Raw genomic sequence first — 13,278 nt, forward strand, 5'->3', positions numbered from 1 at the left:
ATGGTACAAACCGGTGACATAATCTTTCGATAACACTATTTTTAAACCTAAATTGAGTTCACCCTAACCTCCTATGGCGACCAAGAGCTATTTCGTTTTGATACTCCTTGCATTACTCGTTAGACATGTACATTCTCAGAATGAACAGGACAGTCTGGAAAATCTGTTGAACAAAACAAATGATGGGCTTGAAAGAATAACCTTATTGAATGAGTTATCTGGATTACTCATCAATTCTAACCCAGAACTAAGTCTGCAAAAGGCGCAGGAGGCTTTTCATTTGGCCCAAACGATTAATCATGCTCATGGTGTCGCTATTTCCTACTTGAGAATGGGGAATTATTACGATATAAAGAACAACTATGATACTGCTTTGTATCTATACAATAAAGCAATAAGCCTGGCACAAAAAAATGATGACCAGCTCGCCATCGCACAAGGCAAAATCCGGATTGGAATTACCAAACGATACCAGGGACATTTCGATGAAGCAATCGCCCATTTGGAATCAGGACTTGAGCTTTCGATACATCTCAAAAACGACTATTGGATAGCCTACGCACACAATGTGATAGGTTTGGTTTACCAACAAAAAGGTGAATTTGACACTTCGCTGGAGCATGCTCTTAAAGCACTGGATATACGTCAAAAACTGAATTCAAAAATTGACATAGCTTCCTCTCTAGGCAATGTGGGACTGGTCTACGACTACAAAGGAGAGTTTGAAAAAGCACTTGACTACTACTTTAAATCTCTGGAGCTCAATGAAAAAATTGGTGCTTTGAGCGGAGCTGCGATCAACTGGAACAATATCGGGATAGTCTATGGCATGCAAGGCAACAGTGAAAAGTCTCTGGACGCCTATCAGAAGGCCTTAGAACTACATACACAAACAGGAAACAAGCGCTACATGGCTGGAACACTGGATAACATCGGTCAAAACTACTATGACAAAGGCTGGTTTATCAAGGCGCTGGAAGTCTATCAGCAAACGTTGGAAATCAGAAAAGAGATTGGTGACACCTTTGGCATGGCTACCTCACTGATGAATATAGGTGACATGCAAAGGCTTCAAGGCAGATTTAAAGAAGCACTCCCCCAATATGAACAAGCATTTGCAATCTGGGCCGAAAGTGGCGACAAATATGGTCAGGCGGATGCGCTTCATAATCTGGGTAAACTACATCTGCAATTGAACAATGCAGACTCTGCCATGATGTATTATGAACAAGCCCTGGAGCTGAGAAGGTCTACAGGAGTTAAAAGTGGATTGGCTACTTGTCTCAATTCAATAGCCAGCCTTCAACGTAAATCGAAAAACTTCAACGAAGCACTGGCCAACTTTCAGGAAGCTTTAAGCCTGGCAGAAGAAATCGGAAATGGCCCGGTGATTGTCACCTCATTGAAAGGATTGGCCTTTGTTTATTACGATCTCGAGAACTATGTAGAAGCTCTTCACTATGCTGAGCGTGCCAATGAGAAACTGAAGCAAGTAGATCAAATCATCTATCAAAAAGACACGCATTATATTCTTGCCAGGATTTACTCCAAACTCAAAAACCATGAACTGGCCTACGCACATCAGATAAAGTTTACTGAATTAAGCGATAGTTTACTGAATAGTGAAACTTCATCGCAATTGGCACAGCTTCAGGTACAATTTGAGTCTGAGCAAAAAGAACGACAAATTGCCGATCAGAAACATCAGATCACATTACTGGATGCTACCAATTCATACCGTCAAAAACTGCTGTGGATGGGTGGATCAGGACTCGTCCTGTTATTTGGATTAATTCTTGTCATCCGCTCCAGGCGATTTGCCATGAAAGAGAAGGACATACATCAGCATTATTCACAAATGTTACTAACTTCTCATGAAGAAGAGCGCAAAAGAATTTCGCGAGACCTGCACGACTCTGTTGGTCAAAGCCTTATGCTCATCAAAAACAAAATCCTGCTGGATAGCGGTGGCGACACGGCCGACATGGTCAGTCAGGCGCTGGAAGAAGTGCGAAGTATCTCCAAAGCCTTACATCCGGCACTTCTGGAAGAAATCGGCCTTACGGCTAGTATCGAAAAGTTGATCCTTGAGTTTGATGAGTCTACAGACATCTTTTTTACCGCTGAAGTCGATAAAATTGATGGCATTTTCACCAAAGAGCACGAACTCCATATATTCCGTATTGTGCAGGAAAGTATCAATAATTTGATCAAACATGCCAATACTCCTTCGGCCAACATTCAGGTCACCAATCAAGAAAACAAAGTAACCATACATATTCGTGATTTCGGCGTTGGTTTTGACCTAACAAGTACTAGTTTTACTAATAGTCTTGGGATGAAAACGCTCAAAGAACGAACTCAAATTCTGAATGGAAAAATTGTCATCCATTCGGAAAACAACAAAGGAACGAGTATTTTATTGGAATTACCTAAATAGCCCTAATGACGGTAAGTATTCAACAGCTCAGAGTGGTCATTGCTGATGACCACCCCATGATGCTACAAGGTCTGGAAACGACTTTGGAAAAACATGGGATTAAAGTTTTAGCCGCTGCAAAAGATGGTGCTGCCGCATTGCAGGCAATTATTGATCACCAACCGCATATTGCTATCATTGATATAGAAATGCCGTACCTCAGTGGATTCAATATTGCCAAGCAATGTGCTGAAATGTCTCCAAAAACTCAGTTTGTACTACTGACCTACCACAAGGAACCTCACCTGGTTCAAAAAGCAAAAGACCTGAACATATCGGGATATCTGGTGAAAGAAGATACCAGCCTGGAAATTATCAAATGCATAGAACATCTCATGAATGGCCAACGCTACATCAGCAAATCGATATCGCAAGGTAGCCTTGAGGATTATTCGAACAGACTAGACAAAATGCAGTTGTTATCTCCTTCTGAAAAGAAAATCCTGAAAATGATTGCTCAACCTTTAAGTTCTCAGGAAATCGCCGAAATACTGCACGTATCCGAGCGCACCATTGAAAAACATAGAAGCAACATCATTTCTAAACTTGGATTGACAGGGCAAGCTTATGAACTTTCCATGTGGGCCAGAGAGCAAAAAGAAGCTATTTTAAGACTTTGAGAGTTGGTGCTACTAAAATCAAAAAAGGTCCAAACACCTGGTATGAACCCTTTTTTTAATCATATTTATTCCTTCTCCCAACCTTCTGGACGCTTCCAGCGAACTGGTGCAGCCGGTTCTGGCTTTAGCTTAAATTCACCTTCTTTTTCTAACAACTTCAGCGCTTCCTCAACTCCTTTTTCGAGCTGCGGATCATGACCTTCCAAAACGAGTTTTGGATCCTGAATCACTTCCACATCTGGAGCAATACCTTCACCTTCTACTGCCCACTCTCCATTGATATCATAAAAACCTCCTCGTGGAGCTACCATTCTACCTCCATCTATAAAGCGTGGCGTATCCCATGTACCTACAAGTCCACCCCAGGTTCTGGTTCCGACTAATGGACCTAGATCCTTGAACTTAAACATATACGGAAGCAAGTCTCCTCCTGAACCAGATCGCTCGTTGATCAACATCACTTTGGGCCCCCAAAGTCCAGAAATCGGGGTAGTCCATGGTCTTCTATCATTGGCTTTGCTATTGAAATAACCCATTGGTTCACGAGTCAAAATATCAATCATATAATCCGCAGCAGAACCACCGCCATTGTTTCGTTCGTCAAGAATGACACCTTTCTTATCTTGTTGTGAAAAGTAGTAGCGATTAAAACTTTGGAAGCCGTTGCCTGAGGTGTTGGGGATATACACATAGGCTAACTTACCTCCAGAAAGCTCATCCACTTTTCTTCGGTTTCCTTCCACCCAATCAATATATCGAAGCATGTATTCATTAGATACCGGTTTTACATTTACGGTCGTCGCTCCTGACATTCCTGGTTTGCTATTCACAGAGATTCTGATCGTTCTACCAGCCGTCTGTTCCATCATTTGATAGATACTTTGATCTGCCGTAAGAGGCTGACCATTTATTGCTACCAAAAAGTCTCCTTCTTTCACTCCAAGTCCAGGTAAACCCAGTGGAGAATCAATAAACGGATTCCAGGTTTCACCTGTGTAGATCTTTTCTATTACATAATAACCGTCTTTGATCGCATAATCAGCTCCTAACAACCCAACAGGCACACGGTCTACATCTGGCATATCACCTCCAGACACATAAGAGTGTCCAATGGCAACTTCACCGCTCAAAATATCAACTAGATAATTCAGATCAGTTCGGTGATTCACATGTTTCACCCATGGTTGATACCACGAGTAGACTTTATCCCATGGAGCACCATGGACATTGTCCACGTACAAGAAATCACGCATATATCTCCAGGCCTCCTTAAAGATTTGAGCGTATTCCGCTTCTGGTGACACTTTCATTTGTGCTGAAACAGTCAGCTTGTCATCTGACTTTGGTGAACCTGATGAACTTGAAACACTCCAGTTTCCATTGGATTGAAACAATACGTGTTCGGCATTAGTAGATGCTACCATAGAAGACACGCCTGAAGTAAATTCCTCACTTTCTTGCTTCTCCACATCATAGTCCATGACCTTAATCCCGTTCTCATTTGGAATGGCTTCCCCAACCAGTACATGTTTGGCCTTGCTTGGCACTAAAAACACATAATTTCTTGGAAGCATGTGCAGTGCTACGGCTCTCTGCTGGATTCCACTGAAATCAATCTTCGTAGCCTTGTCCTCAGACTTTTCCTCTTCCTTGTCTTTAGACTTTTTATCGTTTTTTGAATCTGAAGAAGCTTCCTCTTTTTTAGACGCTTCTTCCTCATCACTTTTTAGAAGCCCTGGAGCTTTCCCTGAAGCACTCAATACCAAAGCATACAAGCTTCTAGTCACACCAGGATCATACGAACTCATGTCCAACCAACCAGTTTGTAAGCCATAATCTGTACTAGCAAGGAAGTATAAATACTCACCAGACTGATCCCATACCGGATTGGTTGCATCAGCGATGCCATCAGTTACTTGATAAGTTTGACCAGACTGAGAGTCATAAATAAAAATGGCTTTGAAATGAGAATCTTGCTGCTTTTCATAAGTCAGGAATCGGCTATCCGGAGACCAAACAGGATTCATTGCTCTGTTAGGATGTGCATAGCGATCCGTATCCACTTTAGTTACTCCACCTGTTGACAAATCAATGGTCCAAATATTATAATCAGTATCGGTATAAGCTATTTTCTTACCATCTGGAGACCAATCAGGTCTGAAGTAGAATGTAGGATTTTTTAATGGAAAAGATTTTTGATTCTGCCCAAACTGATCCGCAACGACCAACTGATATTCACCACTTGCATCGGAGAACCACGCCACCTGATCGCCATTTGGTGACCAGATAGGTGAACGATCCGCTACTCCACTGGTATTAGTCAAGTTCCTCCAACTTCCTTCCTCCTTCGGGAATGTGAAAATATCTCCTCTGTATTCAAAAATCGCCCGTTTACCATTTGGAGATACGTTTGGATTCGTAACGCTTCCAGATGTAACACTCTCCCAACGCTCACGGCTAAAGTTCAAATCTCCTGCTACATTGATATTAAGCTGAGTTGATACATTAGTTGAAGGATTTAGCAAATGAAGATAACCTCCTTGCTCATAGACAATTTTATCACCTGCAGCATCTAAACTCTTCACATCAAACTGCTTGTGAAAAGTGATTTGCTCTTCTTGCTTCGTATTGATATCGAAGCTCCAGATGTTGGAAGCATAGTCTCTTTCTGAAGTATAATAGACTTTATTTCCAATCCAAACTGGATACAAATGCCGCTCTTTGTCCAATTGGGGAGTTCTGACCAATTCCTTAGTTTCCAAATTCACAATCCAAATTGGCATAGCTTGTCCTCCTCGGTAGTTTCTCCACTCTGGATCCCAAAACGTGATTGGTGTATAGGCTATGAATTTGCCATCAGGAGACAGTTCACCATATGCCGCTCTTGGCACATCTACTTCAACGGGAAGTCCGCCATCCTTATCCACTGTAAACAGTTGATTCAATCTGGTTGGTCGACCATTCCTGGACGATCTAAACAATACCTCACCTTCTGGTGACCAGCCCTGCACTATATCAGCTCCAGGATGAAAAGTGAGTCTTTTAGGTGTTCCTCCTTCTGCAGGAATGACATACACATCGGTGTTGCCATCATATTCTGCGGAAAAAGCAATCCATTGCTCATCAGGACTAAAGTGTGGAAACGATTCATATCCTTCCCCAGAAGTCAGCCTGATGGCATCACCACCTGCTATTGGAGCTTTCCAAAGGTCGTTGGCATAAATAAACACGACACTCTCTTTGGACAATGTCGGTTCACGAAGCAGCATAGTTCCCTGAGCAATAGCTCCGGCAACGCTGCATATACTTATCAAAAGTGATAATAAGTTTTTCATGTATTCAGTGTTTTTGAATTAGTCACATGGAGACCATGTATTTTCAACTGAATTGAAATTAATCAATAAACACTTCTTCAAGAAAGACTATTAAATAACTGGAGAATTGCTGGGATATGAGGCTTACTAATTGGAAGATCGTTTGGCCTGATAGTAACTTAAAACTGAAAGGAGTCCTGAAATAATGAACAATGATCCTATTATAATTTTAAATACATCGACTTGACTGCTCATGAAGATCCAAAGACATCCTACAAGTATTAATATGATGGCGATAATTAGTCTAATCATTCTAGCATTTAGTTTAGTGAAAGTGAAAAATTAGATAGTGGAAAGTCCGACCTGACGATAAAGTTTCGCAAGAAATAACACCCATCCCGCAAAATAGACAATAGGAATAAACAGAATAATCGTCATTAGTTTTATCAACACATTGGAGCTCTCTTTAATCTTGAAGAATAATGCCACAGCACCTATTATTATTCCATAGCTCACAAGTACAATAAAAATAAATGTGGTGACATAATAGATAACTGACCTATCCCAACCTCGAATATTGAATAGAACAATGCAGAACAGCACGCTCAAAACAGCCCAAATTGATCCTGATATCAGCTCTGTTTTAGTGAAAGGTTTTTTCAAATAGTCAATCATCGTCTAGCTAAAATACACTTTTTCACTTATAACTCTAGAATTTTCATTTAGCTATACAAACTACTTATAATTAGTGACTTAAAAACCACTAATAATAGGTCTATTCAAGCTGTAACTAATAAAAGAACTTAGCGTCTTCATAACTCAAGCAACTTTTTATATTTCATGAAGATCATCAAAAAAACACTCAAATATCTAGGCATTCTACTTCTAATCGTTGCATCTGTCGTTGGTGTCTTTTTTTATTGCTTTTTTACCATTAACAACAACATCTACCTTGAAACTCCAGAAGAACTTCAAGCTGAATTTGGCACTTTTGAGGAAGGGGAAATTCTTAAAAAAGAAAAAATAGCACCATTCAAAATCTGGGTTATTTCATTGGCCAGCATTGTCTTCCCTGAGCAAAAGGAGAAGTTCAATTCATTAAATTCTACGGAACTATATGCTATAGCCTATAAAAGCGATGATCTAATAGTTCACGGATTACTTGCAGTACCAGAAAAAGGAGGAAACCTCCCTTGTCTAATTTATAATCGTGGTGGAAATCGAAATTCAGGCAGACTTACCTTTCACCAGGCATTTGAATTCATGATTCCTTATGCCAATGAAGGATATGTAGTCATCGCATCCAACTATCGTGGAAATAACGGTGGACAAGGCAAAGATGAATTCGGAGGTTCAGATATTAATGACGTTATGAATCTTCGAAAAGTACTGCCAGAAATAGATCAAGCAGACACTTCTAGAATAGGTCTAATAGGACATAGTCGAGGAGGGATGATGACATACCTCGCTCTTCAAAATCATAATATTTTCAAGACCGCAGTGGTTCTAGCCGGATCAGCAGACAAATACTCCACCATAGCACACCGACCAAACATGGAAACCTATGTATTTGCTGAAACAATGCCTGACTATTACAATCGCAAAGAGGAACATCTCTTCAATCGTTCTGTAGTCAAGTGGACGGAAAAGCTTGATGACATTCCTATTTTATTGGTGCATGGAACAGCTGATGATCGAGTAACCTATGAAGAAGCCGAAACGGTCGCTCATAATCTCGACAGTTTGGATAGGGACTTTCAATTCATAACCGTAGATGGAGGAGGTCACTCTCTGCGCGGCACTCCATACAAAAAAAATGTAAAAAACTGGTTGGATAAATACCTACGCAACGACCTGGAATTTGAAGAAACTGAGCGTAGAATTTCAATTCCTTAAAAGCCCCAAACTAAACCGGCACTTAAATTCCAGTTGCTTTTCAATACAAAACCTGAGGATGGTTCAATAATCAAACCATCCTCACCATTTTTTAACTTGATTGACTTCTGCTTAAGAAAAAACTGATCCTCTTTCAACTTTAGCCGATGCTGGGGAAAGAATAACTGGTTGATACCTCCTTGTATGCCAAAACTTAATCGAGACGTAAATTCTATTGATAGTTCTAGTTGAGTCCCTACAGTCAAGGAGGATTGAGTTAAGAACATTTTAGCATGATTTGCATCAAATTTACGCAGTGCCTCTCCCACATAATTTTCCTTCTCAATTGAACCCATTCTCAATTCCATATTCATGTAACCAGCTGACAGCATAGGTTTTACTTTGATCGGTCTTCCTCCTTTATTCAAATTAATTTGGTACGCTATACCAGGCATATATGCCTCATATCTATGCCTTTCACCATATGCCGATAATCCACTGAACCCCACAGACCAATGATCCGACAATGCATAACTATAGTAATAATTGGCATGAAATATCCTTAGCCAGTCATGTAGAATCCTTTGTTCCTGAACACTATATACCACTCTGGTCGCTGACAGCCTGTAGTCGGTTACACCAAGTCCGAAATAAAATTCAATACGACTTAGTAAATTCAATAACTTTTCCGGCTTGGTAGGCTCCTGTTTATCACGCACATCCGCCTCACTCAACGCCCTTTTCACATCCTCGCTAGCCAACAGTACATTTTGATCTTTCCAATAGTTGGAATCATACTCATCAACTTGTTCCAATAAAATATCTCGGTAATCTAAACGATCGAGATACTCAATCTGCTTTACAGTGTCTACACCTAATACCACGAGTTCATCTTTGAGCTCCACTTTTAGCTGACCATTCTTTTCGAAAGCAGTCTCATAATGAGCATTGGACAGTCGCCAATGATCGGCGGAACGAACGTAAGACACTTCAAGGTCTTTGTATAGCCTATTATATCCATTTAATGCGGTCTTTAGTCCTTCCAAAGCACCAAAATCACCATCTTCATGTCTTATCTTAAATTTGACAATTGCATAAGATTGAGACTCTATAAACACCTGACCTTTACCGTGCACTTCACTTTTGCTCTTTGGCCAGAAATCGATCACATAGATAGGATTACTTTCCGATGGAATAGTATCAGTCAGTTCCAATTCATAGTCAGAAAGCTTATCTAAATTCAAAACCGCAGCTCTCATAGCCACATAATCTGTCCAATGAGCTATATGTCCCCCTGAGAAAAATCGAATACCAAGCGAATCCAAAGCTTGAAACTCAACTTTCTGACTTTCTAGCACCTGTACATTTCCACTACTTGAAGCGCTGGTATAGGGTTTCTTTTCTGCCAAACCTGTAAATTCAATTACATAGTAAGGAGCATCCTTTGCTCTGCCTATATTCCTCGCAAAAAACCTCAATACCTCCTCTTGATCTGGATAATTATCTGGGATCTTATTGATCGCTGCTTTAAGTAACTTTTGCTCATAATTCTTTGGTTTTACAACGACCTCTTTGAGCAACTTTTCATGAGAAGCATGCTTTGATTCGATGTATTTATCTTCTGTTAGAATTCCAATATTGTAAATCCGCTTCTGATAGCCCACGATGGATATTTCTAAAACCACCTCTACTCCGTGATCGATCGGTAGGGAAAACCTCCCTTCACTGTTGGCGATCGTACCGTAGGTACTTCCCTGAAGAACAATATGTGCAAAAGGTAATGGCTCATTTGTTTCATTATCCACTATTATTCCGTAGCAACGATAAGTATCATATTTGCTTGTTTGAGCAAAAGAAGATTGAGAAAATAAGAAAACAGCAAGAATACTGAGAATAGTAAAGCGAAGTATTAGCATCATCAAGGCAGTTTAAAAATCAAACTTACTGCAATAACGATACCATCCTTAGTGAATTGTAGGTAATGTTTTGTCAATGATTTCTAAAGACTGATTAGACACACTAGAGTCTTTTGCAAATTCACGCCATTTGTTCACCACTTCTCGCACTTCCTCAATGATCAGTTTGGATTTCTTTAGCTGAAATTTCTCCCCCAGCTTGATCAGTTCTTTCGTTCCAGGGCTTCTGCCCTCTCCCATCACCATAGAAGAATGTTCTCTGCCAGGACCATAAGAAAATGTCAAATCATAAGCCGGTGCAAACGACCATACTCCTTTTCCGTCCATTAGAAAGGAAAAGTTCTTGCTGTGATCGTCTCTGTTATGAGCGAATACATTGAATACAGCCAGACGATATACTTTTTCCACCTCAGACATGTCTTTGGTCAATGCCATAGTTCCTCGCAACAAATTTTCATAATCCAAACTTGGAATACGATGATCTGCGTGGAATAAACCAGCTGCAGTATGCATGTGTACTCTCTGGTTTCCTATTCGATCAAAACGCTTTACTCCAAAGTAAGATTTTCCATTCTCTCCTTCAAGCAATCTGGTTTCAGGCATTTCGATTCCAGCTTCTTTAGCCATCAGTGAATAAGCATATTCAATGTTCGCTATGTCTTTTTGATCCAGAGAAGACGGAAACTTAACCATCCAATGCTCATAACTCTGTGGCAAATCCATCACTCCATGGATCAGGTTACCTGTATGAGGGTTAAGTCCTACCAATATCTTCGGTCGTGCTCCAGCAGAACTTCCTCCCAACTCCAGCAATTCATGTAAGATTGCTGTTGGCTCTCCTTCTATTACCTTATTGACCTCCTGCTCAAGAGCAGATAAGTTTAGTAGTTCATCACTCTCTGACACCTCCGAGTAATCAGGAGAATATTCTAATGCCCCCATTGCATGATGCCCTACATGAGCTAGACGATCGAGTGGAGTAAGCTTTTGATGCGGAATTCCCTTAGCCTGAACAGCTCTATCCAGCAAGAGACGTCCCCAGCCGTCAGGCAACGAATCATTGAACACTCCAAATAGACCTTCGAAAACATGATCTTCCGAAGAAATAGCACCGGACTGAAGTGGAAGCTTGTAAGGAGAAATTTCAATTCTCCTATTCAAAAACTCAGCATCATATTCAAAAAATATCTGTCCACGATACATGGCCAACCTTCCAACGGAACACATTTCATTATCCAGGTGAATGGACACATTTAGTACGTCTATTGGATTCAGTTTCATCGCTTATTTTGTGATTTGATGATGTCATCAAGCGACTTTGGACTCTCTTTGTGAACGAATAACTTCTCAAAATCACCTAGCGAATCGAGTGCAAAAGCAACTTTTAACAATGATTCCAGGGAAATCTTTCCGGTTGATTCAAATCGCTTGATACTCCCAAAAGAGACACCAGATTTTTCAGCTAGCTCTTCCTGACTGAGCTTTTTGATTTTGCGAAGATCTCTGACCTTTGTAGCAATATCCTGAATAACTTCCGATGGTAGCTTTGGAAACATAATAGATAATATATTATCCAAATATACCAATAATAGTATTAAATAGATAATATATTATCTATTTAATCTATTCATCAGATCGAATAAAAACCACCTCAATCCTTCTATTATAGCTTCTTGCTTCGTCTGAAGTATTTTCTACCAGGGGTTTATCCTCACCATATCCCACAATACTCATTCGTGCCTCATCAATTCCCTTGTGCACCAGATAATTGAACACAATTAATGCTCTTCGCCTTGACAAATCGTAATTATCCTCCGCAGTACCTACATCATCTGTATGACCTTGTATCTCTATGAAGAAATGATGATGGTGATGCATGAAAGCACTGAGTTTGTCCAACTCCTTATAAGCATATGGCTTCAAGATATCATAATCAGTTTCAAACCGTATGTCCCTAAGCACTACATGAGTAATTTTTTCTTTCAAATGGAGCGGCATTTCCTCAAAATCAATTACCTCATCTTCTGTTACCTTTTTGAGGTTTTTAGGATCAATCCGTTTCTCTGCAACTTGCTGATTCTGTGTAGAATCAGCCGCCACTGAATCAGCTGAAATTTTAGCCATCTCCTTTTTCTTCTTGAGATTCTCTAACCTGGCTTCTTTGAGCTGCTGAAGTCTTACCTGATTGATAGAATCGCGCTGATGTTTGAGCACGCTATCACGTTTATGCTGTTTCTTATGTGTAAACTCAAACTGATAACTAGCTAAAATTTCTTGAGTGTAGCCCAATACATTTCTTCCATTGGAAGGAGTTTCCGCACCATAGGATGCTTTAAATGCACCAATCAAAAAACCTAGTTGACCAACTGGACCAAAATCTTGCCGATATCCTAATGTAACAGCAACTTTTCGATCATAAACAGTACGAAATTGTGTTTCAAACTGAGATTGTCCTGTTGGGGAATATCTATATAGGATACTAGGAACCAGCATTATTTTCGAAGACTTAAGTCGAAAGCGCTTCTCTGCATATCCAAGCAATGTATGAAATGGATCTTCAGCAGTCATATCAAGAGACACTCCCATTTTGGTTCCTTTGATCTCAGCGCCTAATCCCAAGTGTGGAATTACCTGATAAGAATTTGAGATCCCACTAATTTCTGGGTCCAAAAGCACTTCCTGACTTAACTCAGATTGATTGATTCCTTGCATCCTTAACTGCGCACCAAAACCTACAGTTAATGAAAAATCCTTTTCTTCAAATAAGGTATTCGATGTGAAAAGTGTAACAGAATTTCTCGTCAACAACTGAAATTCTTCATTTTGAAGAATCAATCCAACAGATCGGAAATTTAAAAATGACAGATCCGTTTTAAGAGGATGGCGGAAATACAAAGTACTTACACTTGGATAAGACAGATCAGACCATTGAGATCTATACACCGCTGCCACTTCACTATATTTATTATTCTTAGCTAATGCTGGGTTATAATATCCTGGCAAGTCCTGTTGATGGCCAAGAATACTCACCGATTGAGCCAGTCCATGGTACCCTATTGCCATAAAAACAATCA

The 13,278-nt window shown here is 40.1% G+C and carries 9 protein-coding genes; 3 read left to right on the forward strand and 6 right to left on the reverse strand.

Features of this window, described 5'->3' with window-relative positions; translation table 11 throughout:
• Window positions 1-73: 73 nt before the first annotated feature.
• Both NXS00_RS09145 and NXS00_RS09150 read left to right on the forward strand, forming a co-directional pair.
• Window positions 74-2,440: a tetratricopeptide repeat-containing sensor histidine kinase gene (locus NXS00_RS09145; protein WP_258098865.1), complete on the forward strand. Its 2,367-nt coding sequence runs from the start codon at window positions 74-76 to the stop codon at window positions 2,438-2,440.
• A gap of 5 nt (window positions 2,441-2,445) precedes the next feature.
• Window positions 2,446-3,099, forward strand: a complete 654-nt coding sequence (locus NXS00_RS09150) for a response regulator transcription factor (protein WP_258098866.1) — start codon at window positions 2,446-2,448, stop codon at window positions 3,097-3,099.
• Between the two features lie 65 nt (window positions 3,100-3,164).
• On the opposite strand, the gene NXS00_RS09155 is transcribed toward NXS00_RS09150, so the two are convergent.
• Window positions 3,165-6,434, reverse strand: a complete 3,270-nt coding sequence (locus NXS00_RS09155) for a S41 family peptidase (protein ID WP_258098867.1) — start codon at window positions 6,432-6,434, stop codon at window positions 3,165-3,167.
• A 321-nt stretch (window positions 6,435-6,755) separates the two neighbouring features.
• On the reverse strand, window positions 6,756-7,088 hold the full coding sequence (locus NXS00_RS09160) for a hypothetical protein (RefSeq protein ID WP_258098868.1): 333 nt from the start codon (window positions 7,086-7,088) through the stop codon (window positions 6,756-6,758).
• A gap of 165 nt (window positions 7,089-7,253) precedes the next feature.
• On the opposite strand from NXS00_RS09160, the gene NXS00_RS09165 reads away from it, so the two are divergent.
• Window positions 7,254-8,309, forward strand: a complete 1,056-nt coding sequence (locus tag NXS00_RS09165) for an alpha/beta hydrolase family protein (protein WP_258098869.1) — start codon at window positions 7,254-7,256, stop codon at window positions 8,307-8,309.
• Here the strand turns inward: NXS00_RS09165 and NXS00_RS09170 are convergent.
• The 4 genes from NXS00_RS09170 to NXS00_RS09185 form a co-directional block, all read right to left on the reverse strand.
• Window positions 8,306-10,207, reverse strand: coding sequence for a carboxypeptidase-like regulatory domain-containing protein (locus tag NXS00_RS09170; RefSeq protein ID WP_258098870.1), 1,902 nt, complete (start codon window positions 10,205-10,207; stop codon window positions 8,306-8,308). The two genes, NXS00_RS09165 and NXS00_RS09170, sit on opposite strands and share 4 nt — an antisense overlap.
• 45 nt (window positions 10,208-10,252) lie before the next feature.
• Window positions 10,253-11,485 carry a type II toxin-antitoxin system HipA family toxin gene (locus tag NXS00_RS09175; protein ID WP_258098871.1) on the reverse strand — a complete coding sequence of 411 codons (1,233 nt, stop codon included), beginning with the start codon at window positions 11,483-11,485 and terminating at the stop codon, window positions 10,253-10,255.
• On the reverse strand, window positions 11,482-11,760 hold the full coding sequence (locus NXS00_RS09180; protein ID WP_258098872.1) for a helix-turn-helix domain-containing protein: 279 nt from the start codon (window positions 11,758-11,760) through the stop codon (window positions 11,482-11,484). Before NXS00_RS09180 ends, NXS00_RS09175 begins: the two co-directional genes overlap by 4 nt.
• Before the next feature lie 67 nt (window positions 11,761-11,827).
• Complete coding sequence (locus tag NXS00_RS09185; RefSeq protein WP_258098873.1) at window positions 11,828-13,267, reverse strand: OmpA family protein; 1,440 nt, start codon at window positions 13,265-13,267, stop codon at window positions 11,828-11,830.
• Window positions 13,268-13,278: the final 11 nt, after the last annotated feature.

The organism is Marinoscillum pacificum (genome assembly GCF_024714495.1).
Lineage (GTDB): Bacteria > Bacteroidota > Bacteroidia > Cytophagales > Cyclobacteriaceae > Marinoscillum > Marinoscillum pacificum.

Coding starts and splice junctions, on each gene's coding strand:
- NXS00_RS09145 (WP_258098865.1), top strand. CDS start 74: ATGGCGACCAAGAGCTATTTCGTTTTGATACTCCTTGCATTACTCGTT.
- NXS00_RS09150 (WP_258098866.1), top strand. CDS start 2,446: ATGACGGTAAGTATTCAACAGCTCAGAGTGGTCATTGCTGATGACCAC.
- NXS00_RS09155 (WP_258098867.1), bottom strand. CDS start 6,434: ATGAAAAACTTATTATCACTTTTGATAAGTATATGCAGCGTTGCCGGA.
- NXS00_RS09160 (WP_258098868.1), bottom strand. CDS start 7,088: ATGATTGACTATTTGAAAAAACCTTTCACTAAAACAGAGCTGATATCA.
- NXS00_RS09165 (WP_258098869.1), top strand. CDS start 7,254: ATGAAGATCATCAAAAAAACACTCAAATATCTAGGCATTCTACTTCTA.
- NXS00_RS09170 (WP_258098870.1), bottom strand. CDS start 10,207: ATGATGCTAATACTTCGCTTTACTATTCTCAGTATTCTTGCTGTTTTC.
- NXS00_RS09175 (WP_258098871.1), bottom strand. CDS start 11,485: ATGAAACTGAATCCAATAGACGTACTAAATGTGTCCATTCACCTGGAT.
- NXS00_RS09180 (WP_258098872.1), bottom strand. CDS start 11,760: ATGTTTCCAAAGCTACCATCGGAAGTTATTCAGGATATTGCTACAAAG.
- NXS00_RS09185 (WP_258098873.1), bottom strand. CDS start 13,267: ATGGCAATAGGGTACCATGGACTGGCTCAATCGGTGAGTATTCTTGGC.